This is a genomic window from Streptomyces sp. PH10-H1 (assembly GCF_030063355.1).
Lineage (GTDB): Bacteria > Actinomycetota > Actinomycetes > Streptomycetales > Streptomycetaceae > Actinacidiphila.
This window is the reverse complement of record NZ_JASISZ010000007.1, coordinates 153,763-180,472: the sequence shown is the minus strand read 5'-3', so window position 1 is coordinate 180,472 and position 26,710 is coordinate 153,763. Positions and strand designations below refer to the sequence as shown.

At 68.0% G+C, this 26,710-nt stretch carries 26 protein-coding genes; 7 read left to right on the top strand and 19 right to left on the bottom strand.

The features are described 5' to 3' along the window. Window positions 1-14: 14 nt before the first annotated feature. Both QMK24_RS41735 and QMK24_RS07600 read left to right on the top strand, forming a co-directional pair. Window positions 15-182 carry a DUF7848 domain-containing protein gene (locus QMK24_RS41735; protein WP_502962530.1) on the top strand — a complete coding sequence of 56 codons (168 nt, stop codon included), beginning with the start codon at window positions 15-17 and terminating at the stop codon, window positions 180-182. A gap of 582 nt (window positions 183-764) precedes the next feature. Then, on the top strand, window positions 765-1,055 hold the full coding sequence (locus QMK24_RS07600) for a hypothetical protein (protein ID WP_283464452.1): 291 nt from the start codon (window positions 765-767) through the stop codon (window positions 1,053-1,055). Window positions 1,056-1,468: 413 nt separating this feature from the next. Here the strand turns inward: QMK24_RS07600 and QMK24_RS07595 are convergent, their stop codons facing one another. Further along, window positions 1,469-2,245, bottom strand: a complete 777-nt coding sequence (locus QMK24_RS07595) for a GntR family transcriptional regulator (RefSeq protein ID WP_283464451.1) — start codon at window positions 2,243-2,245, stop codon at window positions 1,469-1,471. Window positions 2,246-2,426: 181 nt separating this feature from the next. On the opposite strand from QMK24_RS07595, the gene QMK24_RS07590 reads away from it, so the two are divergent. From QMK24_RS07590 to QMK24_RS07575, 4 genes are all read left to right on the top strand, one after another. Then, window positions 2,427-2,798 carry an SCO3933 family regulatory protein gene (locus QMK24_RS07590; RefSeq protein ID WP_283464450.1) on the top strand — a complete coding sequence of 124 codons (372 nt, stop codon included), beginning with the start codon at window positions 2,427-2,429 and terminating at the stop codon, window positions 2,796-2,798. Beyond that, the gene (locus QMK24_RS07585; protein ID WP_283464449.1) at window positions 2,798-4,096 is read left to right on the top strand and encodes an FtsK/SpoIIIE domain-containing protein; all 1,299 of its coding nucleotides are present in this window, start codon (window positions 2,798-2,800) and stop codon (window positions 4,094-4,096) included. Before QMK24_RS07590 ends, QMK24_RS07585 begins: the two co-directional genes overlap by 1 nt. Then, window positions 4,093-4,281 (top strand): hypothetical protein, encoded by a 189-nt coding sequence (locus QMK24_RS07580; RefSeq protein WP_283464447.1) that lies wholly within the window; start codon window positions 4,093-4,095, stop codon window positions 4,279-4,281. The genes QMK24_RS07585 and QMK24_RS07580 overlap by 4 nt, the downstream gene beginning before the upstream one ends. A gap of 427 nt (window positions 4,282-4,708) precedes the next feature. Next, the gene (locus QMK24_RS07575; RefSeq protein ID WP_283464446.1) at window positions 4,709-6,322 is read left to right on the top strand and encodes a replication initiator; all 1,614 of its coding nucleotides are present in this window, start codon (window positions 4,709-4,711) and stop codon (window positions 6,320-6,322) included. Between the two features lie 124 nt (window positions 6,323-6,446). Here the strand turns inward: QMK24_RS07575 and QMK24_RS07570 are convergent, their stop codons facing one another. The 15 genes from QMK24_RS07570 to QMK24_RS07500 all read right to left on the bottom strand — a co-directional run bounded on the left by QMK24_RS07570 (window position 6,447) and on the right by QMK24_RS07500 (window position 20,523). Beyond that, window positions 6,447-7,892 carry a recombinase family protein gene (locus QMK24_RS07570; protein ID WP_283464445.1) on the bottom strand — a complete coding sequence of 482 codons (1,446 nt, stop codon included), beginning with the start codon at window positions 7,890-7,892 and terminating at the stop codon, window positions 6,447-6,449. After that, window positions 7,879-8,673, bottom strand: coding sequence for an EamA family transporter (locus QMK24_RS07565; RefSeq protein ID WP_283464444.1), 795 nt, complete (start codon window positions 8,671-8,673; stop codon window positions 7,879-7,881). Before QMK24_RS07565 ends, QMK24_RS07570 begins: the two co-directional genes overlap by 14 nt. 4 nt (window positions 8,674-8,677) lie before the next feature. Further along, window positions 8,678-10,297: a penicillin-binding transpeptidase domain-containing protein gene (locus QMK24_RS07560; RefSeq protein ID WP_283464443.1), complete on the bottom strand. Its 1,620-nt coding sequence runs from the start codon at window positions 10,295-10,297 to the stop codon at window positions 8,678-8,680. A gap of 324 nt (window positions 10,298-10,621) precedes the next feature. After that, window positions 10,622-11,887, bottom strand: a complete 1,266-nt coding sequence (locus QMK24_RS07555) for a tyrosine-type recombinase/integrase (protein ID WP_283464442.1) — start codon at window positions 11,885-11,887, stop codon at window positions 10,622-10,624. A gap of 95 nt (window positions 11,888-11,982) precedes the next feature. Then, window positions 11,983-12,207, bottom strand: a complete 225-nt coding sequence (locus QMK24_RS07550) for a helix-turn-helix transcriptional regulator (RefSeq protein ID WP_283464441.1) — start codon at window positions 12,205-12,207, stop codon at window positions 11,983-11,985. Between the two features lie 343 nt (window positions 12,208-12,550). Next, on the bottom strand, window positions 12,551-14,101 hold the full coding sequence (locus QMK24_RS07545; RefSeq protein WP_502962529.1) for a YfjI family protein: 1,551 nt from the start codon (window positions 14,099-14,101) through the stop codon (window positions 12,551-12,553). Beyond that, window positions 14,098-15,024 (bottom strand): bifunctional DNA primase/polymerase, encoded by a 927-nt coding sequence (locus QMK24_RS07540; RefSeq protein WP_283464439.1) that lies wholly within the window; start codon window positions 15,022-15,024, stop codon window positions 14,098-14,100. The genes QMK24_RS07545 and QMK24_RS07540 overlap by 4 nt, the downstream gene beginning before the upstream one ends. Before the next feature lie 84 nt (window positions 15,025-15,108). Next, window positions 15,109-15,471, bottom strand: a complete 363-nt coding sequence (locus QMK24_RS07535; protein WP_283464437.1) for a hypothetical protein — start codon at window positions 15,469-15,471, stop codon at window positions 15,109-15,111. After that, window positions 15,468-16,091 carry a hypothetical protein gene (locus tag QMK24_RS07530; RefSeq protein ID WP_283464435.1) on the bottom strand — a complete coding sequence of 208 codons (624 nt, stop codon included), beginning with the start codon at window positions 16,089-16,091 and terminating at the stop codon, window positions 15,468-15,470. Before QMK24_RS07530 ends, QMK24_RS07535 begins: the two co-directional genes overlap by 4 nt. 17 nt (window positions 16,092-16,108) lie before the next feature. Then, on the bottom strand, window positions 16,109-16,303 hold the full coding sequence (locus QMK24_RS07525; protein WP_283464433.1) for a hypothetical protein: 195 nt from the start codon (window positions 16,301-16,303) through the stop codon (window positions 16,109-16,111). A gap of 35 nt (window positions 16,304-16,338) precedes the next feature. Continuing rightward, window positions 16,339-16,590, bottom strand: a complete 252-nt coding sequence (locus QMK24_RS07520; RefSeq protein WP_283464432.1) for a hypothetical protein — start codon at window positions 16,588-16,590, stop codon at window positions 16,339-16,341. 140 nt (window positions 16,591-16,730) lie between these two features. Then, on the bottom strand, window positions 16,731-18,974 hold the full coding sequence (locus tag QMK24_RS07515) for a cell division protein FtsK (RefSeq protein WP_283464431.1): 2,244 nt from the start codon (window positions 18,972-18,974) through the stop codon (window positions 16,731-16,733). A gap of 102 nt (window positions 18,975-19,076) precedes the next feature. Continuing rightward, complete coding sequence (locus QMK24_RS07510) at window positions 19,077-19,445, bottom strand: RRQRL motif-containing zinc-binding protein (RefSeq protein ID WP_283464430.1); 369 nt, start codon at window positions 19,443-19,445, stop codon at window positions 19,077-19,079. Beyond that, complete coding sequence (locus tag QMK24_RS07505; RefSeq protein ID WP_283464429.1) at window positions 19,445-20,260, bottom strand: DUF2637 domain-containing protein; 816 nt, start codon at window positions 20,258-20,260, stop codon at window positions 19,445-19,447. The genes QMK24_RS07510 and QMK24_RS07505 overlap by 1 nt, the downstream gene beginning before the upstream one ends. Next, a complete protein-coding gene (locus tag QMK24_RS07500) occupies window positions 20,257-20,523 on the bottom strand; it encodes a DUF6284 family protein (RefSeq protein ID WP_283464428.1) in 267 nt (88 codons plus the stop codon). Before QMK24_RS07500 ends, QMK24_RS07505 begins: the two co-directional genes overlap by 4 nt. An 819-nt stretch (window positions 20,524-21,342) precedes the next feature. Here QMK24_RS07500 and QMK24_RS07495 point away from each other — a divergent pair. Beyond that, window positions 21,343-21,774 carry a winged helix-turn-helix domain-containing protein gene (locus tag QMK24_RS07495; RefSeq protein ID WP_283464427.1) on the top strand — a complete coding sequence of 144 codons (432 nt, stop codon included), beginning with the start codon at window positions 21,343-21,345 and terminating at the stop codon, window positions 21,772-21,774. Here QMK24_RS07495 and QMK24_RS07490 read toward each other — a convergent pair. From QMK24_RS07490 to QMK24_RS07480, 3 genes are all read right to left on the bottom strand, one after another. Further along, the gene (locus QMK24_RS07490) at window positions 21,768-22,712 is read right to left on the bottom strand and encodes an NAD-dependent epimerase/dehydratase family protein (RefSeq protein ID WP_283464426.1); all 945 of its coding nucleotides are present in this window, start codon (window positions 22,710-22,712) and stop codon (window positions 21,768-21,770) included. The genes QMK24_RS07495 and QMK24_RS07490 overlap by 7 nt on opposite strands. Before the next feature lie 11 nt (window positions 22,713-22,723). After that, window positions 22,724-24,343 (bottom strand): helix-turn-helix domain-containing protein, encoded by a 1,620-nt coding sequence (locus QMK24_RS07485; protein ID WP_283464425.1) that lies wholly within the window; start codon window positions 24,341-24,343, stop codon window positions 22,724-22,726. A gap of 368 nt (window positions 24,344-24,711) precedes the next feature. Further along, entirely contained in the window at window positions 24,712-26,496 is a 1,785-nt protein-coding gene (locus QMK24_RS07480; protein WP_283464424.1) for a dolichyl-phosphate-mannose--protein mannosyltransferase, read from the bottom strand. Window positions 26,497-26,710: the final 214 nt, after the last annotated feature.

Genomic DNA, 26,710 nt, shown 5'->3' with positions numbered 1-26,710 from the left:
CGGGTAGCGGGCCGATCTATGCGGCGGAGTGCACTTCGTGCGGTGAGGCGTCGGCGGCGGCGGATGAGCAGGAGGGTCCGGAGGTGTGGTGTCTGCGGCATGCCGGGCTGACTGGGCACACGGGATTTCGTGGTGTGATCACAAGCTTCTTCCGGGCCTCGCTGGTGGAGGGGCCTCGGTGAGGGGCGAGGGTGTGCGTGAGTGGGTGTCGTCGGCGGCGTTCGTGGTGGAGGAGTGGTGGTGGCGTCATGTGACGGATCGCCGGTTGTTCCGCTTGCTGGATGGGGAGCGTGCCCGGATCGCGGCCGAGATGTCCGATGCCCGTACACAGCAGCGCCTGCGGAGGTTGCTGCACGGGTTCGCTGAGCGCGTGGCGGCCGAAGAGCGGGAGGGGCGGTCACCGCCCCCATAGGTCGGGCGGGGGTCGTCGTTCCGGCTTCCGCTCTTGAGCTTCCCTGGCGCGAATGACACGCGGCGGTCTGCCCATTCTGCCTGCCGCGTGGGTGTGCTGACCGTGCCGGGGAGGGAATCGGTCCGGCTCCTGGACTACCCCCTGTTGCGTTCGGGGGCCGGGCCGTGTGCTCAAGAACTGCTGACGCAAGACCGGACCACCCCTCGCGCCTGGAAGCAACTGGGGTGGTCCGGCTAGGAATCCCCATGATCAGGACCCTGGTGCCGATGGTACCGGGGCTGTTGTCATGCTCGCTTCGATGCGCCTCGGATGGCCAGATTCAGCCAACGTGCGGCGAAGGGACTGGAGCCGGATGTACGACCCTGGGGACGGCGGATTCGAGGACGAGGAGTTCGACCCTGACGCGATGGTGTGGGTGCGGGGGGTGGATTACGTCGCGGGCTGGCGGGAGGCGGTCAATGCCGGTGAGGCGTTGTCCGATGCGCTGGCGGCGGCCGGTGTGGAGGTGTCCGGCCTGAGGCTGCGCGCGGGTACGGGTCCGGACGGGGCCGGACGGGTGCGGGTGGTGCTCCCGGCGCTTGTGGCCCGTCAGGTGGCGTCGCTGGTGCGGTCGGCGGCGGACCGGTGGGGGCAAGCGAGTTGATGGGCCGCGCAGCGCTCGGCCTGCAGTGTCCGGGTGCGGATCGTGGGCACGTCGCCGGCCGGAGAGGCTTTGGGCGGGAGCTGCCATGGGGGGAGAGAGCAGGGGGCCGTACGCTGACCCGCGACTCGGGCAGGCTTCACCCCTGCCCGCAATGTGACCGAGTGGCCCCCTGCTCTTAGAGGCTCGCCCCATGGTGGCTGCCTAAAGCCTCGGAGGCCGTCGACCCCCAGCCACAACGCCCCGGCTGTGACGGAGGGTTGGACGTTGCTGACGGTTGGCGCGTCGCGGGGTGGGGCGGCTGTCGCTCGACGGGACCGGCCGCCAGGCCGCAGCCCGGAGAGGCGGCAGGGCCGCCCGGCGCGCCGCAGGCGCGCCCTTGAGTCAGTGAAGAAGGTTTGGACCGATCCGGCTCGTCAGCTGCGGACGGCGCGGAGCGTGCGGGGGCTGTCGGCGGTGATCCGGTAGGAGAGCTGGACCTGGGCGCCGCTGCTGCGCAGCTCTTCGAGGAGCAGGGGCCGGTAGTCGGTGCCATGGGTGACGCGCAGGATGTGGACAACCGGCGTGGCGTCGGGCAACTCCAGGGCGCTGCGCTCGTCGGCCTGCGGCATGCGGGCCCGCACGGTCTCGAACCACGTGAGCTTGTGCCCGGCGGCGGTCAGCGCCGCGTAGATCGCCTCCGGCGCCGCGTCCGGTGCCTCGGCGAGGGACGGCGCGATCTCGGCGGTGGCGAACGGGATCAGTACCCGGTGCAGTGCGCGGGTGCCGGTGGCCAGGCTGATCAGCACGCGATCGACGCCGAAGAGCGCTTCCTCCTCGCCCAGTTCGAGGAGGGGCCCGGTAGCGGCGGTGGTGGTGGTCCGGTAGACGGTCGGTTCATGGACCTGCTCCCACACGGTGTGATCGGCGGCGAACGTCTTGCCCGTGCGGGTGATGTTCCGCTCGATCGTCAGCGGCGGTGTCGACGCGCCCTTCACGAAGCTGCCCTTGCCGTGGATCACGTCAATCAGTCCCTCGGACCTGAGTGCGGCGATCGCGTTGCGCACGGTCGGGCGGGAGACCTTGTAGCGCTCGATGAGCTGGGCCTCGGAGGGAAGCGGGGCATCGGGCGGGAATTCGCCTGAGGTGATCGCCGCGCGAATGGCGGTGGCGACCTGCTGGTACAGCGGTTCGTGGCGCTCGATGCCGGGCATGTGGGTGGCCTTCCGCTGGTGGGCGCGGGCTGGGTCTCGGGCGGACAGCGCCCGACGTGTTACGTCACTCGTCAGCATAAGTGCTTGCGTCTCCTCGTCAAGACATGCATAGTCATCACACGTAAGGACGAGTGACGTCGGCATATGTGCCGCGTCTGAGTGGTCAAGGAGACCAACACCCATGCAAGCCATACCTGTGGACACATCCCGGCTCGGCGTACTGCGGTGCGCGGTCGCGCCGGAAGCAAAGATCAGCAACTTCGAGAACAAGGAGGTCAAGAAGGACAAGGACGGCAACACGATCTACACCGTGGCCGTCACGGTGCGACAGGAAGGACGGCGGGTCTCGGTGATCGAGATCTCGGTGACCGGTGAGCCCAAGGGCATCGAGGAAGGCATGCCGGTCAAGGTGACCGGCCTGGAGGCGTTCGCCTGGGCCATGGGCGACCGGCACGGGATCAGCTTCCGCGCGGCAGCCATCACCCCCGCGCCGCACCTACCCGCCGCTGGCGGGTCGGCAACGGCGGCGGCCAGTAAGACGGGTGGTGCCTGATGGGGTCGCTGATGCTGGCCTTCGGGCTGGTCGTGCTCGCCTGGCTGCTGGTAGCAGGTAGCGCGCTGCGGGAGTGGCGCCCTACCTGGTACTGGTACCTGACCGGATACCCGGTCGCGGCGGCACGGGTGGTGTTCACCTGGCGGAAGGTCGCGCACCTCAACGACCTGTCGGTTTCCTACCGCCCCAATCAGGTCCGGGTCGGCGGGCTGGCCGTCAAGGGCGAAGCGCTGCGGCCCCGGGCTCCGCGCATCTCCTTCCCCCGAGCCACACCCAACGGCCTATCGGTCGTGGTGCGGCTGCATCCGGGACAGACGCCCCTGCGGTTCATGGCGGCGGCCGAAGCGCTGGCGCACGCCTGGCGGGTGTTCGCGGTGCGGGTGATCTCACCGGAACGCGGCATCGTGCACCTGGTCGCTACCGCCGTTGATCCGCTGGCGGCACCCGGGGCGCCTCCGGCCCCGGCTGAGGCTGTGCTGTTGACGGCGCTGGTGGGGTTGCTGGAGAGCGGCCGGGAGTGGGTGATGGACTTCCGCCGTGTGCCGCACTGGCTGATCGTCGGTGCGACCCGCTCGGGCAAGTCCACGCTGCTGGCTCGGCTGGTCACCGAACTCGCCCCGCAACGCGTGGCACTTGTCGGGATCGATTGCAAGGGCGGTATGGAGCTGGGGATTTTCGGTCCCCGTCTGTCCGCGCTGGCGACCAACCGCAGGGAAGCACTGGTGGTGCTCTCGGCACTGGTGGTGGATCTGCAAGAGCGGATGCGGGTGTGCCGGATGGCCGGGGCACGCTCGATCTGGGATCTCCCGGAGATCGCCCGACCGATACCGGTCGTGGTGATCGTCGATGAGATCGCCGAGCTCTACCTGACCTCCGGCGGCCGGGAGGACAAGGCGGAAGCCGAACAGTGCTCCACCTACCTCCTGCGCATCGCCCAACTCGGTGCCGCACTCGGCGTGCACCTGGTGGTGGCCGGGCAACGGGTCGGCTCCGACCTCGGCCCCGGCGTGACCGCCCTGCGCGCCCAGCTCGGCGGACGGATCTGCCATCGAGTCAACGACCCGGGCACAGCGGAAATGACCCTCGGGGACCTCAACAAGGACGCGGCGGCCGTCGCCCAGTCGATCACCCCGGGGGAACAGGGTGTCGCGGTCACCACGGCGGATGACGGCGGCTGGGTGCGCGGCAGATCGCACCTGACCACCGTGACGGAGGCACAAGCGGCGGCGGCCCGGTACGCGGACCGGGCACCGAAGTTGCGGGCCTTCGCGAACCTCCCTACGGAGGGAACCGCATGAGTACCCCCATGCCGCTGGTGCTGATCTTCGGAATCATCACCGTGCTGTTGGTCCGCTCCCGGGACATGCGCCCCTGGGAAGCCTCCATGGCCGCGTTGTTCGGCTTCTACCTGGCTCTGACCCCGATGGGCTGGGCCGTGATCGCCACCGTGAACTGGCTGCTCGGCGGCTTCCTGCACCACTGACCACCCGGAGGCCCGTACGTGACTATGCGCCGTGTGATCTGCCCCGTCTGCAAAGGCGAACGCACTCGCAAGACCCGCACCGGACGCCTGCGGCGCTGCCGCTGCTGCCGGGGCAAAGGCACCATCCGCTAGTGCTGTGACCGCGACGGTTCACCGGGTTGGTTGGCCGCCCTGACGGCGCCTGCCCGATAGCGTCCCAGAACTCCGATGGACAGTGCGGATGCAGCCATAAGGCCGAACGTGATCGAGTTCGCAACACCGTTGGGCTCTCGTTCCCAGATACGGAATCCGGCCAACAGGGCAACGAGCCCGAGCAGCGCGAACTGTACCCACCGGATAGCAACGGCACGCTGGTGATGGCGTTCTACACCGTTCTCTCTGCTCGGCACTTGGTCTCCTCTGTTCGTTAAGTGCCCTGACTGTACTGATGTACGGGTACTCAGTCTCGGACGCCGTAGCCCGGTGCACCAATGCGGCCACCGCACCAGTCCAACCGCCTGGATCCACAAGGAGTGATCGCCATGGACACAACCCACCCAAACCCGTCCACCCCTGCCGCTACGGCGGCCCACCCTGGGAGGCCCCCACCATTACCGCTTCCGGCGGATCCTTCACGACCCCCGCTGACAGGCGCGCCGCACTCGACCGCGCGGCGCGCCTGCGTCAGCTCTCCGAGACAGACCGCGACATCATCGCCCTCGCCCACGATCCGCTGTTCGGCCGCTGGCTGGAGCAGGTCACCGCGACCGGCGGATGCACACACCCCGTCTACCTGACCGGCTCCACCACGACTCGCGATGCGGGCACGGGCGAGGTACTGCACCACTACGACACCAGCGGCGAACCCGGCGAACGCCTCATGGTCCGCTGCCGCAACCGGCGACAGACCGTGTGCGCGCCGTGCTCCCGCCTCCACGCGGGCGACACCTTCCACCTCGTGCGCGCCGGACTCATCGGCGGTAAGAGCGTCCCGGCGGAAGTCCGCGACCGGCCCCGGCTGTTCGTCACCCTCACCGCCCCTAGCTTCGGCCCCGTCCACCGGGCCACCGATGGCCAGCGGTGCCGACCCCGACGTGACGGCGGTGACTGCGAGCACGGTCGGCCGATCGGCTGCGGCCTGGTGCACACCGTGCCGGACCCGTCCGCCGGCCAACCCCTGTGCCGCGACTGCTACGACTACACCGCACACGTCCTGTGGCACGCACACGCCGGGGAGCTGTGGGCCCGCTTCACCCGCGCCGTACGGCGGCACCTGGCATCGGCGGCCGGGCTCGCACAGTCCACGTTCCCCGCACACGCCCGGCTGTCCTTCGCCAAGGTTGCCGAATACCAACACCGCGCAGCCATCCACGTCCACGCTGTAGTGCGCCTGGACGGCCCCGGCGGCCCCCACGATCCGCCCCCGGTCTGGGGCACCACCGACCGGCTCACCGCCGCCGTCCAGTCGGCCGCGCACCGGATCAGACTCCGCACGGCGTACGGCCTGGCCCTGGGAGAGCATGAGCTGCGCTGGGGCAGCCAACTCGACGCCCGGCCGCTACGGGCCTTAAGCGGTGGCGAGGGGCTGGCCGATGACGCGGTAGCCGCCTACGTCGCCAAGTACGTCACCAAGGGCGCTGCCGACACATCCGCCGGTCTCGATCACGCCGTCACCAGCGCTGCCGAAATCGAGTTCGCGCCCGTCACTGCCCACCTGCGAACGCTCATGCGCACCTGCTGGCGCCTCGGCGGGCTACGGGAGTTCGAGCCGCTGCGGCTGCGGGCCTGGGCTCACACGCTCGGCTACCGGGGCCACATCCTCACCAAATCCCGCGCGTACTCCACCACCTACGCGGCCCTGCGCGCGGACCGCGCCCAGCACGAACGCGCTGGGTCCGACCTGACCGACGCTTCCGACGTGACCACCGATGCGCGCTGGCGCTACAGCGGCTCCGGCCACACCCCCGGCGCCGCCCTCATCGCCGCCGGAATCGCCGAAGACCTCACGACAAACCGCCGGATCGCACGCGAAGAGATCAGCAGGTCGGCGATGGACCGATGACACGTCATGATCCCGATAAGTGGAGGCGGGCCGTGGAGCGCGAAGCGGCGAAGATCCCGAAGCGGCTAGGACCGAAGAGCGCTGCCCGCCTTGTGCGGCTCCTCGGTCCTGCTGCCGGATTGCACTAGGGAAGAGGATTCGCCTGGACCTCGATCCGGTCCGTGTCGAAACCCCGTCCCAAACTCTTGGGCGGATGCACGACGATGGCGGAGAAGAGGAACCGGTAGATCGCGTTCATCCGGGCGTAGTCCTGTTTCTTCTCCAGCGCCTGCCAGTTCTTCTTGGCATCCGGCCCCACGATTCCTTCGAGCACGGCTATCGGGCGCTGTACGGTCTTGCGCTGACGTTCTTTGATCCGCTGCATGATGACGGCGCGCATCGACTGGTAGTCGGTCATCGTGAAGTCATCATCGCTCAACCAGAGTTGGTTGAGCTCCCTGAGCTTCCGCTGATCCTTGTCATCGGCGCGCACGTCAGCCTCAGGGCGCACGGTCGTAACGGGTTCACGACCGGTGACATCCATCTCTTCGAGCCCTTTGATTGCCACCGCCCTTACGAATTCCTCAAGAGGCCCGGCGGAAACGGATCGACCGCACTTCTGCTCTCCATTGAGCGCGGCCCGAGTGCACCGGTAGTACGCGTACCTGCCGCCGTTCGTGCCCGCCATGCGCATACCGCAGGTGCACGTGACCACTCCGCGCAGCAGGTAGTACCTGTCAGGGCGCTTGCGCTCCTTCTCGATGCGCGCGGCACGGTGCGTCCTCTGTTGCTGGACCTCGTCCCATTGACCGCGATCGATGATGGCGGGCCATGATCCAGGCCCGACCTCCTCACCCCGATGAATCCGGATACCTGCCACGAAGTTGGACGACAGCAGGTTGCGTACGTTCTCCGGCCCCCAGGTTTTCCCCTTGGAAGTGAGGATCTTTCGAGCATGCAGGTCTTGAGAGATCGCGGCGGGGGATTCCCCGTCGAGGTATCGGCGGTAGACCTCCCGGACAATCTCAGCCTCTGCCTCGACGATCGTGCGTCCGTCTTTGGTATAGCCGTAGGGACGGTTGCCCACATGCGGACTTCCTGCCCTGGCCTTGTCCTCCAACGAGTCTTTAAGCCGTCGCGAGGTGTCGTCGGAGGAACGGCACGCGTGCGCGACCTCAATACGCAGGATGAACCGGTCGTCAGGGTCGGACAAGTCGCGCCGGTTCGCCTCACCGTGCAGTAGGACGCGTTTGTCATCGGCTACGGACAGCAGCTCTTCAAGGTCCTTTGGCTGTCTCATCAGCCGGTCCGGGTGATAGACGATCACATGCCGGATGGCGCCTTCACTCATGGTCTTGAGCATCTTGTCCCATCCCGGCCGCTTGCGGTTGCGCTGCCAGGCTGAGCGATTGTTGTCCACGTAGACGTGGTCCGGCTCGACGCGTAATTGCAGCCGTTCGGCTATCTCCCGGCAGATCCGCTCCTGGCGGTCTACTCCGGTCTGGTCCTCGTCCTTGACGTGCGAGATCCGGCAGTAGATGGCGGCGTCCTCGCCGGGGGTGATGGTGACCGTTCTCTTAGATCGGCTCATGACAAACACGGTACGAGCAACGCATGAGTGACGTCTCCCGGAGCGCCGCGATCGGCGCGAGATCGCCGCGGGTCTGCGCCCACAGCACCAGCCCGTACGCGAACACCGACAGCACCGCGCCGAACAGCCCGCGCACGGCCAGCGGCCGCAGCTGTTCGAGGAGTTCACCGCGCCGGGTGGCGAGGACGTAGGACGGAATCGCGAAACCCATCAGCAGCAACAGCCATCCGACGTAGCCGACCGACGATCCCGAGGCGCGCACACCGACCCCGTCCACGACGGTGTACACGGCGATCGACGCACCGGTGGCGACCGCCGCGGCCACCGCAAGCCAGTGCTTGCCCTGTCCGCGCTTCCCGCGCATGCCCCACAGGGCCACGCCCGCCAGCCCCGCCGACGCGACCACGATCCCCGCCGACTGCCAGGCGTCCGGCTGTTCACCGACGAAGACCGCCGCGAGGACGGTGACGAGCAGGGGCGCGATGCCGCGGGCGATCGGGTACACCTGCCCGAAGTCGCCCAGCCGGAACGACTGCATGAGCAGCCACTGGTACACGATGTGCAGCAGTGCCGACGCGATGAGATACGGCCAGGCACCCGACGCCGGAACGGGCGCGAAACACGCCAGCCCCGCGCCGATCACCGCCCCGCCGATGCCCATCAGGGTGAAGGCGAGCCACTGGTCCTTGATGCCGTGCGCGATGGCGTTCCAACTGGCGTGCGCCACGGCCGCGGTCAGCACGGCCGCGGTCAGCACGGCCGCGGTTATGAGAGGCGTCACGCCGTTATGACGCCTTGAGCACGGCTGCGACTATGGGGCCGGCGGAGTCGCCGCCGTGCCCGCCGTTCAGGACGACGGAGGCGACCGCCACGTTGTCGCAGTAGCCGAGGAACCAGCCGTTGGGCTGAGTGGCGCCGGCTTCCGCGGAACCGGTCTTGGCGCCGCAGCCACTGCCGTTCAGACCGCTCATCGCCTCGGCGGCGGTACCGCTCACGGCGGTGGTGTGCATCATCGACCGCAGGTCGTTGGTGACGCTCGACGAGAGGCCGCCGGCCTTGGCGACCGGGGCGCCGATCACGTCCAGGGGCACCATTCTCGGCTGGTGGAAGGAGCCGGTGGAGGCGGTGGCCGCGATCGAGGCGACGATGAGCGGGTTCATCTGGAGCTGACCCTGGCCGATCATCTCCGCGGTCATGTCGTCGCCGCTGCCCACGGGCACCTTGCCCTCGACGCACTGCACCCCGCAGTTCCACGTCGGGCCGATGCCGAAGCTGTTGTCGGCAACGGAGTTGAGGGTGTCCGGGCCGATCTTCCCGGAGAGCCTCACGAAGCCGGTGTTGCAGGAGTTGGCGAAGTCCCAGCGGAAGTCGGCCTGCGGGTTCGAGCTCTTCTCCACGTTCGTATAGGGCTTGCCGTGCGGAGCGGCGTACTGCTGCGCGCAGGGCACCGGGTCGCCGGGCTTGATGCCCTTCTGCAGAAGGGCCGCGGCCGTGAGGACCTTGAACGTCGAGCCGGGAGCGATCTGCGCGCCGAAGGCCAGATTCTGGCCGGTCGCCGGGTTGTTGGCGACGGCCAGGATCCCGCCGGTGCGCGAGTCCAGCGCGGTCACCGCGGAGCCGGATCGCTGCAGTACCGCCTTCTCGGCGGCGGCCTGGATGTCCGCGTCGAGGGTGGTTGGGAACTTGCTGCCGGCGCCCTTGGTGATGACGTGGAGGGTCTCGGTGACGCTGCCGTCCGCGCCGGCGATCCAGGTTTCGATACCGGGGGTGCCGCCCGCCGCCTTGGTCGCGTACTTGTCCCTCAGCTGGGTGAAGAACCGTCCCAGGGACGGGTACTTCACCGGGTCGAGGACCTTGTCGTTCCGGTCGGTGAAGTCCAGCGAGGGCTTCTTGGCCGGGCCGGTCTCCAGCGTCGCGCCGTTCGTCAGCTTCGGGTGCAGGACGGCGGCCTTCCACTGCACGACGGGCTTGCCGCTCGTGCCGCGGATGACGGTGAGGGTGGAGTCGTACGTCCACGGCGAGGTCTTGCCCTCGAAGGTGAGGGTGGCGGCCGCGTTGAACGGCACCTTGGTACCGACGGCGGTGCCCGGAGTGAACTTCACGGCGGAGACGTGCGCCTTGTCCTTGTACGCGGTCAGCGCGCCGGTGGCGGTCTGTACGGAATCCGTGAGGCCCGCGGCCTTCGCGGTGTCGCCCGAGGACCAGGCGGCGAGGAAGTCGGCCGCGGTGTCGGTGATCTCCTTGGCCCCGGGCGGGCTGGTGTTCTTCGCAGAACCGGCCGGGCTCGACGCCGACGCGGTGTCGCTGTTGAGCCCGTCCAGCACGTTGTAGACGCCGTAGCCGGCGATCCCGAGTATTCCGGCAAAGACCCCGCCGACTATGCCGAGCTTGGCACCCCGCTGCATGACCCGTCCCCCCCCCAAGGTGACTTGAACGCGTTCAAAGAAAGCGCTCTTCATCGCACTTTACGGGACGCCAGTGACGCAGGGGGTCTCATTCCGGGCACGCGTCGATATCAGGTTCGGACCAAGGGGCCAGGACCAGCCATGTGGATCAGCACACCCGGACCGGCTCTCCAGGATCAGATCCAGGAGTCGAACCACATCCGCGCATGCCAGGCGTCCATGGAGATCGGCAGGCCGGTGTAGATCGGGAAGAAGTAGATGAAGTTGCGGATCCTCCGGCCCGCAAGCCCCTGGCCAGGGAGGATGTCCCTGGCCAGGGTGGTCCTACGCGGCTTGGGCCGTCCCTGGGCCGTCCAGCGGTTTGGCGGGCGCCTTGAACACGCGATCCACCGCCTTCCGCGTCCGCCCTTCACTGCTCGGCATCAGGTGCGTGTAGACCCGGAGGGTGAAGCCCGGATCACTATGGCCGAGATACGTACTCAGGGCCCGGATGCTTTCGCCCGCGTCCAGCAACACGGAGGCGTAGAAGTGCCTGAGCGCGTGCATGCCGTGCTCACGCGCGGCTTGGTGGCGCTCCCCCGTTGCGGGCTCAGGGATGAAGCCCGCGGCAGCGAGAGCGGGTTTCCACATGAAGTCGTCGAAGTAGCTCGCTCGCACGCTGTCCCCGGTGCGCCCGGTAAAGAGCAGGGTCTTGGTGACCTGCGGTCCGTCCGGCGCGATCCAGGGGAGAGTGATTCGGACCGGGGGAAAGCGTTTCATGTGGGCGTGCAGGGCAGCGGCCATAGAGCCGGGCATCGGCACGTCGCGGAGCTTGCCGCGCTTCGGCGGTGCGAAGACGAACTTCCCGCGTACTCGCTTGAGCTGGTGCCGCACAGCGATCCACTCGCCGTCGAAGTCCAGCTCATCGAGCGACAGTCCGAAGATCTCACCCTGTCGCAATCCGCCACCACCACCGACGTCCACCATCGCGCGGAACCGTTCGGGCAGCGCGGCCTGTACGGCGAACATCTGCTTCGGGGTCCAAGGAACTATCCGCGACGGGCTTGGTTTCGGAGACTGGACGGACTTGGCGAGGCACGGGTTCTTGGAGATCAAGCCGTCATCCACGGCCGCGTTGAACACGGCGGAGATGGTTCCGAAGATGACGCGACGGGACGAAGCCTCAAGCCCGGTGCTCTCCAGCCGGGTGAGCCATGCTCGGATGTGGCCAGGCTGGAATGAGGCAATCGGACGTGTGCCGATGTGAGGGAAGGTGTGCAGCCGGAACTTCCTCTCGATGGCGTCGTAGCCGTTGATGTCGGAAGCGTGATCGGTGAGCCACTTCGTGGCGTACTGCCGGAAGGTGGTTCGGCCGGCGGCGGGGTCGATGTACTGCCCGCGCGACATGTCCGCATCGATGCGGGTGAGCCACTGCTCGGCAAGGCGCTTTTGCTTGTCGGGGAAGGACTGGCTCTTCTCGGTTCCGTCGGGGCCGACGTACCGGGCCCGGTAGCGGAGTCCGATGCCGTAGCGGTCGCTCTTCACACGGCGGGGGATTCCGTCCGCGTCTTTTTCGGTCTTGTACCAGCGGTCTTGGATGTGGCCTGCCAACGTCTTCTCCTGCTCTGGGGTGAGTGTGGGAAGCGCGTAGGCCCGGCCAGAGGTGGCCGGGCCTACGCGGTGTGACTGGGTTGGGGGAGTGGCTTTCAGGCGGCAGCGTCGTCGGACGCTCGCTCGCAGATCCAGTGGTGAACGGCGGCGGGGTCGTAGCGCAGGTGCTTGCCGATACGGAATCCGGGTGGCCCGGTGCGCTTGCGGCGCCACTGGTAGACGGTCTCCAGCGGCACGGACAGCAGCGCGGCAATGTCGATGGGGGTGAGATACCGGTCGGGCAGCCCGGTTAGGGCCTGGGTGATGGGGGCGGTGGTCACTGCGGCTCCTTGCGCTGGCGGGCGGGTGGAGGGGTGGCCCCTGCCGCAGAAACCGCAATATCCGCAGAAACCAGGTGCGGTGCGGCTGACCTGCGGTGATGTGGCGGGGCGGTGCGCGGGGAGTGGTTTGCCGCAGAATCCGCAGAATCCGCAATAAACAGCGGGCGGACGGCGGCGCGGAGCCGCCATGTAAGGGGCTCTCGGTTTTTGCGGAATTACCGGTGTTTCTGCGGCGCGGTCCGCGTGGGGACCGGCGCGGGCCGTTGCCGCAGGTCAGCGGCAACGGCCCGGGTATTTTGCGATTCTGCGGTTTTTGCGGGCGGGGTTGAGCGCGCGGGTCGGCTCACGCCGCAGGCTTGGACAGGGCGGGGTGGAGCAGGTAGCGCGGTGCGGGCGGTCGCCCCCGGGCGCCGGTGCGTTCGGGGAGATAGGCCCGCAGGTAGCCGTGCTCCTCCAGCAGGGCGACGGCCGGTTCGAGGTCGGCAACGGTGGGGAACTCCGCGCGGGAGAGCTTGGCGAACAGGTCGCGGCGGCTGACTTCCGTCCACTCGTTGGCTTCCAGGACTTCCAGCAGGGACCGGGCCCGGCTGATGGCCGGGTCGATGCCCATGGCGTCGAATACCGCCAGCGCGTGCGCGGTGAAGTACTCCCCGATCGTGATGGCCGCCTGCATGGTGGCCACCGCGACCGGCCGCGCGTGACCACCTTGCAGGTGCTCCGCCAAGTGCAGGAGAGCGGCCATGCGGGCGGTGGCGCCGGCGAGCTTTCCCGCCCAATCGCTGATGTGCCCCAGGGACCCGCCGCGTGCGGCGAGTTTGGGTTCGATCCGCCGCTGAAACTCGATCAGCGCGGCATCGGCGTCCGCACTGAGCTGGATGACGGCGGGGTCGGTCCACTCCGCCAGCGACAGCGTGAGGTCGATGACGTTGCGGGTGTAGGCGGCGGTGACCTCATCCGGAACGGGGTCGGTGATGACTTCTCGTTCGCCGACCAGGGACTTGGGCAGCGAGTACAGGAACCGCCCGAGCAGGCCGCGCCCCTTGAAGCCAGCCACCTTGCCGATGTCGTCCAGCACCTTGGGCTGAACCGACAGGCCCATGGTCAGCGCGGGATGGTCGATGTACTCCTTGCGGGTCTGCCGGTCCACCCGCAGCCGGTCCCCTGCATGCCCTTTGAGGAACACCCCCATGTTGGGCTTGCCCGAGTAGCGTCCGGCGATGATGTCGAAGATCTCGCCTTCCGCTGACATGACGGAGATCCGGCCGCCCTGCTCCGCCATACGGGACGTGACGGTCTCGGCGGTCGCATCGTCCGCCAGAAGCTGCGGCTCGACAGGCACCGTGACCGCATCGGCGGTCTGGGCCATGCCGACGGCTGCGGCGATCAGCTCATCGCGCTTGCCGCCCTCAGCGCCAGCGGCCTTGGCGGCAGCCCGATCGGCCGCTTCCTTGGCCAGACGTGCGGTGAGCTGCGCTTCCACGATGGCCGGTTGCACGGTGGCCTTGAGCAGCTCCTCCGCTTCAAAGAGCGGTTCGGTCAACGCCGCGAACACCGCTGACTTGCGGTTGGCCGGGGGCAGAGCCACCACGACGAACAGGTTGGTGGGTTCCCGCCAGTTGCCGCGCACGTGGACTACGGCGCGGCCGCCTGCGGCGGTGGCCAGCACCGACAGGGCGATGCAGGCCGCGAGATCGACCGGGGTCTGTGTCTCCTCGGCGACCGCTTCCACGAAGGCGCGCAGCCACCCGGGCAGGGTGCCGGTGGGGAAGAGCGGTAGCTCCCGGCTGCGCTTGAGGGGAATCGGGTCTTCCCACACGGGCCCGTCGTTGTCGGGTTCGAGGTCAGCCAGACCGTCCCACAGGCCCTCGGCACTGACCTCGGGGACCGTGGTCACGCTGCCCTCACCCGGCCGCGTGCGCCCCGCAGCAGACCGCTACGAATCGCCGTAGCGCACTCCCGCTCCGTCAGGCCCACCGACAGTCCAGCGGCCGTCAGAACGGCCGTCACGTCGTCTTCGGTCAGTGTGTCCAGGGTGACCATGCGGGCGAGGGCGTACGCGGCGGCGTACAGAGCGGCATTACGGCCGCCCTCACGGGCGGACTGCACCTTTTCGACTTCACCCGTGACCGCCGCAGCGGTGTAGGGACCTGCCCCCCGGACGTGCTCACGCAGAACGGCCGCCGACATGGGGGCCGGTGCGGGCGGCGGCGACAACGGCCCAAGCAGCCACGCAGGGAGGGGGATCGGGGGCTGATCCCGGATGACCGTGTACGGGCGGTTGTTGACGACGCTCCCGGGTGCCACGACGTAGCCACCATGCGCCCGGGTATCGACCTTCCACCCCAGCAACCCGCTACTACTGCGTAGCGCCCTTCCCTCAGGAGCGGTGAAGTACAAGTGCACCCCGCCGCGCCCCGTGAGCACCGTGAACGTCTCTTCCGGCACGGGCTGACCGGCACGCCCGCACAGGGCACAGAACACATCCATCCCATCCCGCATGCCCGACCATTCGGCCGGCGGGGTGTCCTCGGGACTCTTGGGAGTGTCCAAGTCGATGACGACCAGCCCGGCCGGACCGGGCGCCATGCCGACATTGAAGGGAGCGGACTGCCAGCACCGCATCACCTGCGCACGATCCACAGTGGCGCGCTGTTCCGGGGTGTGGTGGCCGCCGCCGCACTCTCCAGTGCGCGGGCACCGTTCCTCGGCGTGCAGGGCGGGAGTCTTGGCGTTGGCCCGCAGAGGGAAGACGGGCCAGCCGCGATCGATGGTGGCCAGTGCTGCGGTCAGCAGCACGTTGGACAGGGCATGGCTCATGCTGGGAGTACTCCTGTTCTGTGTAAAGGGACTGGGGACCGGGGCGGACGGTTTCTTTGGCGAGAGGCGTCCGCCCCGGCACATTCAGGCGGGGTTCGGGCCGTGGGAGTAGGCGGCGTACTGCGTGCGGACGTAGCCGCGCAGGCCATCGCGCCAGTAGCGGTGACGGGTGGCTTGGTCGAGGAATTCGGCCCGTTCGTCGGGGTCCGGGCAGTCCAGAACGAACAAGGCGTCCGCGGCGTCGGTGGCCACGTCGGCAGCGTCGGTGTCCTGCGGGGTGTGCAGGGCGATGCGGTCCAGCAGTGCGGCTTTGCGGAGCTGCAACTCCCGGATCCGTTCCGGGGTGGCCACGATGCGCAGGGCTTCCACGAGGGTCAGGACGGTGTTCATTTCGCGGATGATCGGCGGGGCATCGGCGTACGCCTCGGGCGCGAACATGCGGGTCACCACTTCCTGTCGGGGTCGTAATCGGCGGCGGTCAGTTCGGGCAGTCCGGCACGGGTGACGGCGACCGGGTCGAAGCCGGGCAGGGTGGCGCGGGCGGTGAGTGCGGCGGCAAGCGCGGTGGCGTACGCGCCCCCGGCTTGCGCGCTCTCGACCTGCGCACGGGCCCGGATGACTTCCACGGTCTCCACGTGCCGGTGGTCCTCATGCCGCTCGACCGTCCGCCGGTCGAAAGCGACGGATTCACGGCGGTCGGTGCGCCAATACCGCACCGCCAGCGCGTAGGCGAGAACCGTGGCAATCGCCCACAGCAGCAGCGGCAACGGCAGGCCATCGGCGTACGCGGCGACTCCGGCGAACGCGAGCGTTCCCGATGCGGCGAACGCCGTTCCGGCCAGCGTGCTGTCTCCGTTGCGGCCGGACGCGGCGGACCCGCCCGCGATAGCGGCGCCGGTGGCGAGGATGCCCATGAGCCACGCGTCCCCGGTGCTGTGTTGGGCGCCGTTGGCGTTCCAGATGCGGGCCAGGATCAGCACGGTTGACGTGGCGATGGCGGGTGCGGCTTTCGGGACGGCGGCGGCCAGCCAGTGCCGGGCCGCTTCCGGTGAGGTGTGCTCGTGCATGGGTCTCCGTCCGGTGGTCAGGGGCGCATGTGGCCGATCTGTGTGGCGGTGGAGGTGACGAATTGGTTGATGGGTCCGGATGCGCCGGTGGAGGCGAGGAGGAAGCCGAACATCACGGCGACGAAGCAGGCCCCGGCTTTGAGGGAGCCGACCTTGAGGAGGAAGGCGAGCAGGGCGCCGAACAGCAGGACGAGAGAGACGGTCACAGCCACGACAGGACTCCGTTCGGGTGCGTGGGCGGGTGGGTTCAGCGGGTGCCGTCGCGGTGGACGTTGCGCCACAGGTTCCACAGGTGGCGGCCGCGGCGTATGCGGGCGCCGTGGCCGTGGCAGCGGCGGCAGTCCTTGCCGCGCTTGGCTTTGCCGCGCCGGGTGGTCTTGACCTTGAAGCCGAAGCCGCGGCACTTGCGGCAGGCCGCGAACGGCTGCGCGGCACACACGGCGACGTAACCGAGCGTGAACAGGATGAGGAGAGTGCTAGCAGCGAGCGCGGGAGTCATCACGGGCCTCCAGGGCTGGTTTTGGGGCGTGACCAGGGAAGGCCGCTAGCTGCTAGCGGCCTGATCAGCGCATATGTGGGGTGCTAGCGGAGCTGCTAGCGCTAGCGGTGCGTGCTGCTAGCGCTAGCAGCTCCGGGGGCCTACGCGGCGGGCCGCTTCCGGTTGCGTTCGGTGATGGCGGCGATGATGTGGGCGCGGATGATGCCCCGCCGCGTGACCGGCTTGCCGTCGATGCGGACGCCGATCTGCTCAGTGCCGATACCGAACGGCTTGAGCGCGGCAGCGAGGTGCTTGCCCTTGGCCTCGCCCTTCAACTGCGCCCACGACCCGTAGACGTCGGGGCGCAGGGTGGCGAGGTTGTCGATGACGGTCTCGGACCATTGCTTGGCCTCGGCCTTGGGCATCACGACGGCGATGTCGTCCAGCAAAGTTGCCGCCGCCGCGTCGTCTCCGGCCGTCTCGCCGATCGCGTCACCGGACAGCGTGCCCTCGGCCTCACGCAGCGCCTGCGCACGGATCAGGATGCTTTCCGCGTCGCGCCCGTCGGCGAGGTAGGTCCGCACGATGCCGGAGTCATCGCTCATGCCCTTGAGGATCCCTACGCCCTTGTGGGAGCGCAGCAGCCGGGAGGCGTCCAGTCCCTCGGAGCGCGAACCGGCGCCGAGGATCACGTCCGAGACCTGGTAGGCGCCGACCATGAGGGCGAAGCGGGCCTGGTGCTGGTCACGCAGCACCGACGGGCACGCCTTGTCGTCGGGCTTCTGGGTGGAGTTCATGACCGAGACGCCGACGGCGGGGGCGACGCGGGCGAGGTAGACGAGCAGTTCCAGGATGATCTTGCCGTGCTCGGGGTGCTGCAAGTACTCCTGCACCTCATCGACGATGACCAGCGTCAGCGGCATGTTCAGCGCCTTGTTCCGGGACAGTTCCGGGGTGAGCTTGCCTTCCGGGCACAGGTGCAGGGGCAGTTCGGACAGCTTGTGGTAGCGGTCCTCCACATCGGCTTTCAGCTCGGTCAGGGCGTTGACCATGTGCTTGACGGGGTCGATGCCGTTCTTGGGCACGATCCCGAACCCGACCCGGTGGGCGACCAGGGCGAACTTCCGCCAGTCCGGCGACGCCTTCCCGTCGAACACGATCAGCCGCACGAACGGATCCAACGCGGCGGCCAACGCGATGGTGCGCGCCGAGAACGTCTTGCCCTGACGCGGCACCGCACCCACGAGGAGCGAGAGCCACAGCATGGTGACCATGACCTCGTTGCCGCGCTCGTCGCGGCCCCAGGGGAAGGGCTTCCAGAAGTCCACCCGGTCCGCTGTGATCAGCGGGGAGGGACCGGCGGGAACCGCCAGCGGGTCTTGATTGGCTACCCACATCGACACCCGCCGCGCGCTGGTCTCGTCCTTGTCCAAGAAGACCTGGGTGGGTGCCACGTCGATACCCGACGCCAGCGACTCTTGGGCCCGCAGCGCGTGCGCGAAGGTCTTGCCGTAGGGGAGATCGACCGTGACGCGGTAGCCGTCGCCGTCCGGCACGATCGGACGCGGGAACGCCACCCCCTGATCCGGGTTGGTCAGCCCGGCCACGACGAATGCCCGCGTGATGATGTCGCTGGTCAGCTTGCGGTTCCGGAACTTCACCCGGGCCGACGCGATCAGCGGCCGGTCTGCGGGAACACCCGCCCACCCCAAGGCCCCGGTCACCATCGTCACCGACAGCGCCAACAGCCACATGGGAGCGAGCACCCACATCGCCAGCGACGCACCCAAGCCGAACACGGTCGCCAGCGAGGCGAGGATGCCGCGCATCTTCACCCGGCCGTCCCGCAGCCTCGCCAGGCGCATGTACTCGCCCGCGTCCTCCGCGTGCACCGCCGCCAGCCGCACCGGACGGGACTCCGCATCGGAGAGCCACCGCCCGGCCGCGCCGGTCCAGCGGGCCAGACCGCGCGGGGCGTAGGCGGTGAGCTTGGCCCCGTAGAGCGGGGTGCGCACCGCGTGGAAGCCGGTGACGGCCGCGTAGTGCCGCACCGCCCACCGGGCGACCAACCGGCGCTGGGCGGCCGACTTCATCCACGCGGGGATGACGGAGTGGCGGGCCTTGTCCTTGGCCTGCATCGTCTCCGCCAGCGAGGCCGGATACTCGACCTGCGGGCGGTCGACGGCCTCGCCCTCGATCAGACCCTCGGCTTGCGGGTCGTCATCGGGGAGGTTGATCTCCCGCTCACCGGTCCCGGCTTCATCGGGCGCCGGTTCCGGGGTGTCGGCGGGCTTGTCGCGCTTGGACAGGAACGGCAGAACCGCCCCCTCGGTGCCGTCGAACGCCTCGTTGTCGGGGTCGTTCGGGTCATCGTCGGGTTGGTCGTACACGGGAAGGTCAGACACAGTGATCGTGCTCCTTTGTGGATCCGGGGAGCCGCAGGGGCCCGGTCTCGCTTTGGCCGGCTAGGACCGGGCTCACGCGGCGATTCGAGATGGCGCTGTTCCTCAAGCGGCAAGCGGTTCGCTGTCCGCGCAGGTCACACAGCATCCGAGCGAGGACGGGATGACGTATCCGGCATCGGTGCGGCACTGCGGGCACATCCGGCGGGCGGCATTGGCCAGGGCGAGCGCGGCCCACTTGGCCGGGGTCATCGGGCGCACCGGCTTGGCCCGGTCGATCCGGTACAGGTACGCGACCCGGGTACGGCGGCCGTAGCGGCGGGAGGACCACAACACCTGCGCGGCGATGTCCTGCCCGCCCGGCCGCAGGCCAGCGGCCCGCAGTTGCCGACGCGTCGCCAAGCCGTCCGGTGCGAGTCGGAACGGAAAGGTGGGGAGCCCGAACTTGGTGCCGTCCGGGTCGTAGAAGCGCATCAGGCTGCGTCCGCGATACCGCGCTCAGCCTTCAACGCATCTCGAACGATCCGGGCTTTGGCCGGTGCGGTCCGCAGTTCTTTGCGGATCGCTTCGGCGGTCAAAGCGTCGTCCGACCAAGCCGCGGTAACCTCGCGCCCCTCCGCGAGCAGCTCTTCCGGCGTGCGGATCGGGCGGGGGGTTCGGGCGGCTTGGGGGACTCGACCGGTCGCCCGACGCGGCCCCTGCACCACAGCCGCAGCCAGTTGCCCGACCGGGGCGAGAATCGGTGCCGCTTCGGCCGCCTCGATCGCCGGATGTACCGGCGGTTCGGGCACGGCGGGCGGGGTCGACTCTTGCAGGTCAGACACCGACTGATTTGTCAGCGTCACCGCTGTTTCATCCTGATTCGCGGGTTGGTGGTGCAGCACCTTCGCGACCAGGTCGGAACCGAAGAAAATCGACCCGACCGGCAACGAGGTAGCCAGCAACACCAGCGCCCAATTCGCGGGCGCCCACTCAGCGAGAACCATCCGGCTTCCGCCGTTGTGCAGCGCGGGGACCAACCCGTGTACGTAGTTCAGGACCAGGGACGCGGCGGTGTACCCCGCCAGCACCCGCAAGGCGAAGCGGCGATCGCGGCCGGTGAGAACGAGCGTGGCGACCAACGCCAACGCCATCAGCCCATCGACCACGAACGGATACAGCAGCGATGCCGCAGCGTCCGCGCCCACCGTGGCGGCCACATCGCGTTGAGCGTTCCACGACACCCGGAACGCCATCCCCACTACGCCAACGAGGGCGAGGATGAGCAGGGCCTTGGGGGTGCGGTTCATGCCCCAACCCCCGCCGGACTCTGCCGACCGACGTTCGCCAGATGGCGCCGCTCGGTCAGCAGCTTGTGTTCCGCACGGCGAATCCGCCGCGTATCCACTTCGGACGCGGGGCGGTCGAGCGTCATGAGCTGTGCGTCCAGCAACGCGACTTCCGCCAGGATCACGGGCATCTCAACCTCGATGCCCGCCAGCTCAGCGTCCGTCGGCTCACGATCGAACTCTGCGGCGGTAACAACCGCCTGAACAGTGCCGATGTACCTCATGGGTCGTGCTCCTCTCGAAAGGAACGGCCCGAACAGCGGCCCCGGTGGTGATGCACCGGGGCCGCGCTGCCGTCTGGAACGGGGGATTCCCAACGCTCCCCAACGCCCCCGGCCGGAGCCGGGGACGACTGGGCAAACAGGGCTGCAAAAAGGCCTTGGGGTTACGCGTCTCTGCCGCCGCGTACGGCCGCCTTATTCCTTCTTCGGGAGGCGGCGTGCCCGTGGTGCGCGGTATGGATCTGGGCCTCATCCCGCTCTCCCGAGGAATCGCATCTCGGTGTCATCGCGCGGCGTACATGCCCTTGGACAGATCCGTTCTTTTGAGTCGGTTCGTGTCCCGCTAGGGGAGGTGACCGACTGGTCTCCACCCGCCCCGGCCGGTGTGGACACGGCCGTCATGCTGCGGTGGATCGCACTATTGAGTTGAGTCGAACAAGCGACCGAAGCCGCCGGGTGCCCTAGCCCGATCTGTCCCGGGCCCTCGCGTCTGCTCGTGCAATCCGAGCAGCCCAAAGAAGGCCCTCGGAAGATGTGCTGAATGCAACGGAAGTCGGTCTTCTGGGCGCGGATTTCGAGAGTCGTTTACTGCCTCTCGAAATCCGTAACCACCGAACTGTTCTCGTGCCACAAGCTTCATGGAGTCGCGCTCCGCGATCCAATGACGGCTTGTCATATGGGAGACGACGCTTGAGCGTTGCCCTCTGAACAACATGGTGCACCTAGGGCCCTAAGTTGGCAAGGGGCTCAGCCCACATCCAACCGATCGGATGCGGGACACTGGTGTACTAGGTGCGACACCTTGACTGGAGGATCACTGCAATGACCGAGTTCCGAGGACGGCCGGCCTACCTCCAACTAGCCGATGACCTGCGAGAGCGCATCCGTAGTGGCAAGTTGGCAAGCGGAGTGGCACTGCCTTCGACGCAGGTCCTGATTGACGACACTGGAACGTCGAGCACGGTCGTGAAGAACGCTGTGTCGCTGCTGCGATCTGAGGGCTACGTCGTTGGGCACCAGGGCAAGGGGGTCTTCGCGCAGTTTCCTCCCCGCCTAGCTGATCACTCTCAGGGTGCCGCAGATTGGGCGCTGCCTGTTCTTCGAGCGGGGATTGAGATGGAAGATGCCCTACGCGACTTGCTCGCCAACGCTGAGGCCGATGCAGACGCAACGAGAGCGGCTCTTGAGCACTGGCGCGCGGCATTCGATGCGCTTCCCGCCAGCGTCAAGAGCCGCTTGTCCGAGGTTCAGTGAGGGCCCTGCGTCACCGCTGACCAACTGTCGATGATCAGCTGATCAAGGTTGGAGCATTCGGGCTTCCACCCCAGTTCGTTGGTGATCCTCGTGATATCTGCCACAAGCTTCGGCGGCTCAGGCTGCGGGGGTCGGTGCACGACGGGCACAGCTCTCCCCGTCACGCGTTCGACGGTGGCAACGATCTCTCGCATGCTCGCCGCGGTGGCCCCTACGTTGTAGATGCGATAGGGAGCCACCGTCACGGCGCTAAGAGCGAGGACGTAGGCGCGCGCCAAGTCATCGACGTGCACGAAGTCCCGGACAGCGCTGCCGTCGCCGTTCATCTCCAGGTGTGGGTATCGGCCAGCGGCGACAGCCAGGGCCTTCGGGATGATTCGGGACTCGTCTCCGTCTCCGACTGCGTGCACCGCTCCCGCGATATTGAAGCAGCGCAGGGCCACGCCCTTGACAGCTCCACTCTCGGCACGCTGCCGAAGGGCTTCGTCGGCACCAAGCTTCGATGTTCCGTAGGGGTTCGTCGGCGCCGGGACCGCGTCTTCGCCGATGGGCTGATGCTCGGGAGCCCCGTAGACCGCTGCCGTCGAGCCGAGGACGACCGTGGGAGCCGGCCGTCCGGCGGACTGCTCGACAAGTGCGTCGAGCAACGCGACTGTGCCGCCAGTGTTGACGGCCTGGTATTCCTCGGGACGCTCGAAGGACTCACGCACCCGAGTGAGCGCAGCAAGATGACAAACACCGTCGACGCCTTCGAGGGCTCCCAGAAGAGCCGTCTTGTCTCGGATGTCGCAATAGAAGACCTGAGCCACGGGAAGATCGGGCAGATCAGAACCAGCCGGGCGATGGGTTAGGGCCACCACTTGGTGGTTGGCCTCAACGAGTCGGCGCACGACGGCATTGCCGACGAAGCCGTACGCCCCGGTCACAAGTACTCGCACTGAGATCCCTTTCAGCCCAGGATGAGCCCCCGGTGCTGCCACGCCAGGTCGAGGCATGCGGCAGCAGCGGAGGCGAGGGGTTCATTGTCCAATAGGCGGCGAATGTTGGCCTCCGTGAACTCGATTCCCGCCGTGTCCTCCCCGGTCCGGCCGGCGATGACGGTGCCTTCGGAGTTCCGGGAGACCATGTCGGCGAAGACCGAGTCGTAGACCTCCGAGTCGATGACCACCACGCTCAGAATCTCACCCGCGAGTGTGAGCGGGTCTAGTCCAATGCCGAAGCAGTACGGCCGGACCTTGCCCTCACGTCGCGCCTCATTGAGGGATCGGAAGGGCTCGGTTCCGTCGTAGTCGATGGGCTCGCCGCTACTGCCGTCAGCTTCCGGGTCTCCGAGAAACTCCTCGGCATACTCCCGGAGGACGTTGCGCCAGAGGTTGAAGTCGTTGGACTGGTCCCACGGCATGATGGATGAGGGCTGGAAGACCCCTGCGGGCATGATGTGGTAAATCCCGCCAGCTAGCGCCACGTTGCTCGCTGACCGATGGTGCAAGGGGAACGACGCGCCCTCGGGCCCTAGCCGGATGGTCAGGGTGTCGATAGACGGCAGGAGCGGCCGGCGAGCGAGATCGAAGGGATCCCCCACCAGGGTCCGTAGGGGGAGAGGGTCCCACTCTGGCGCGTGCATCCATGCCGCGTCGCTCCCCGTCTCCAGCCATGCCTTCGCCAGCTCGTGGGCTACTCCTTCGCAGACATCAGCCATGTCGAAGTAAGTCGTGTAGCCGAACGACAGTTTGGGCCGACCGTCGACCTGAGCAACGTCGAGCAGGCGGAAGCTGGGGCGGTTGACAAACAGTGACGGTCGGTCGATGACCCGGATTGCCTGTGAGTACCTGTCGAACCGGCCACCTCGTGGCGCGAGGGGTCGAACTCCTGCGGCTTCTGGCTCATTGCCAAGGACTTGCGGAGGTGTCGGCTGAGTCAGCCACGTGAGTTCGACGTCGGCGAAGTCCACGGGACTTGGCCACATCCATGATGGCTTGGTGAGGGCGGTGCTGTTCCCCGCCCGTTCAACATCCGGATACAGCCGGGCCGCTGCCGCCGTGAGGTCGCTGCGGTGGCGGTTCAGTTCACGGCGAGTCATCCGCCACCGACGTTGGTCTTCCACCGCGTCAAGCGGATTGGGGCCGCCATGCTTGGGCGAGTCGATGTTCGTGGCGACAGCGGCGTCGACTGCTGGGAGAAGTCCCAACTCGTCCTCAGGTAACGCTAGGACCTGCGCAAGTCGGCGCAGTTCGTCCATGTCTCGGATCGTGCGCTTACCTCGCTCCAACAGCGAGACGTAAGACTGGTCGTAGCCGAGTAGGTCGGCAAGATCCTGCTGCTTGAGTTGGTGAAGGGACCGGTACGCCTTCAAGACGGCAGCGAGGTTCGAGCCGTCCGGTGGCGCACTTCTCTCGCCTTCGGCGCTGAGCCAATGGACCTGCCCGTCGCCCCGGGACGAGGTTGCGTGCTGCGCTGTACCTGTGGCACCAACGCTGCGACGGCAAGGGCTACACAAGGTGTCGGTGTTCGTCCGACTGAGCGTGGTTCCGCATCTACTGCAGGAGGTGCGAGGGGAGGCGACAGGCATGAGGAGGGAGGTCCCTTCTGGATGCGGCAGTTCTCTGCTGACAGCATTCTTGACGAGCGGCAGTCAATGGAGCAGTTCGCGTCGGGTGCCTGACAATCGCCAAGAGTATGGGAGTTGGCGCGAGTGCGGATGGCCTGAGCAAGAGCCACAAGGCCGAGAACAAGATCGAGGGCTAGCGCGCGGTGGACCGGTCGCCAAGCCCTCTCCGCCGTGCGACTGCTTGTCAAGCGCTGACATCGACAGCCTCTCGGCGTGAATTCCTCGGGCCGTCTGTGGGCCGTCCGGTGGCACTCACGGATGACCGACAACGACCAACGATGACCGCGAACGGCGCCGCGCCTAGATGCTGCGCGGCGCCGTTGAGCAGGTCAGATCCAGGCGTCGAACCACATCCGCGCATGCCAGGCGTCCATGGAGATCGGCAGGGCCGTGTAGATCGGGAAGAAGTAGATGAAGTTCCAGACAATCAGCAGCACGAGCGTGCCCGCGCCGACCGCGCCCCACATCCGCCGTCTCTCGTCGGCGCCCGGCGGACCCAGGATCGCGCCGACCATCATCGCGACCGCGAGACACAGATAGGGGACGAAGGCGACCGCGTAGAAGAGGAAGATCGTGCGGTCCTGGTAGATGAACCAGGGCAGCCAGCCGGCGAACGCCCCGCACAGGATCGCGCCCGCCCGCCAGTCGCGGCGCAGGCCCCAGCGGTAGACCAGGTACAGCAGCGCGAAGCAGGCCGCCCACCACAGCAGGGGGGTGCCGATCGCGAGGATCTCGCGGGCGCAGCCCTTGGCCGCGGTGCAGCCGTCCTGGCCGTTCTTCGGCGACTCGTAGAAGTACGAGACAGGGCGGCCGAGGACCATCCAGCTCCACGGGTTCGACTGGTACATGTGCGGCGTGGAGAGGCCGATGTTGAACTGGTAGACCTGGAACTCGTAGTGCCACAGGCTGCGCAGCGCGTCCGGCATCCACGTCATGTCGAACTGGTGGAGGTCGATCCGGCCGATCAGCGGAAGCTTGATGTGGTCGGGGGACAGGCCCTGGCGGTGCTTCGCCCAGTCGCGTCCGTAGCCGTCCTTGCTCATGAACCAGCCGGTCCAGGACGCCAGATACGTGCCCACCGCGACGACCACCAGCGACAGGAACGCCCAGGCGGTGTCCTTGCGCAGCACCGCCAGGTACGGGCGCCTGGCGCCCGCCACCCGGCGCGATCCGGCGTCCCACAGGATCGTCATCAGCCCGAACGCGGCCAGGAAGTACAGGCCGTTCCACTTGCTCGCGCACGCCAGGCCCAGGAACAGCCCGGCCGCGAGCCGCCACGGCCGCCAGCCCATGCCGGCCCGGTCGCCGGTCCGGCGGTCCGGGCTCGCCACGCCGTCCTCACCGACCGGCAGCGCCGCCGCCAGCCGGGCCCGCGACCAGTCGCGGTCCACGACCAGGCAGCCGAACGCGGCCAGCGCGAAGAACATGATCACCAGGTCGAGCAGTGACGTCCGGCTCATCACGTAATGCAGGCCGTCCACGGCCAGCAGCCCGCCGGCCAGACAGCCGAGCGCCGTCGAACGGAACAGCCGGCGGCCGATCCGGCACACCATCAGCACCGACAGCGTGCCGAGCAGCGCGACCATGAACCGCCAGCCGAAGGGATTCAGGCCGAACAGCTGCTCCCCGATGGCGATGACCCACTTGCCGACCGGCGGGTGCACCACATAGCTGGGATCGTGCGTCAGCGAGATCACCTGCGGATGGGCCAGGATCTGCGCGTTGGAGATCTTGCCTTCGGGCCAGGTGCCCTCATAGCCGTACTGGAGCAGTGACCACGCGTCCTTCGCGTAGTACGTCTCGTCGAATATCACCGAGCGCGGACTGCCCAGATGCCAGAAGCGGATCGCGCCCGCCACCAGTGCCACCAGCAGCGGCCCGCCCCACCCCGTCAGCCGCGCCACCCTCGACGCCGCCGCGGGGTCGAGCCCCAGCAACCCCCACATCCGCGTGCCCCGCTCCGGAAACGGCACCACCAACCGGTCGCGCACATCCACGCGCGGCCGCTCCGTATAGCCGAAGCGGCGCAGCCGCCGCTGCCATGCGCTGGGCTGCGGCTCCGGGAGGAGGCGGTCCTCGTCCCGTTCGGCCTGAGTCGCGGTGTCACTGGTCACCGGGCCATCGTAGGGAAGTCGCATGCCGGTTCGGGTCCCGGCATGCGGATTCCGCTTCCAATACGGCAAGAGTCCGCAATTTCCCGGCACCGGCGCCCCCTCCCGGCCTGGCCGGCGCTTGCGGCCACGTGGTCAGCCGGCCGGGTGAAGCCCCGTCTCAGCCCGGCCGGCGCTTGCGGCCACAAGGTCAGCCCGCCCGGCGATTGAGGGCAAA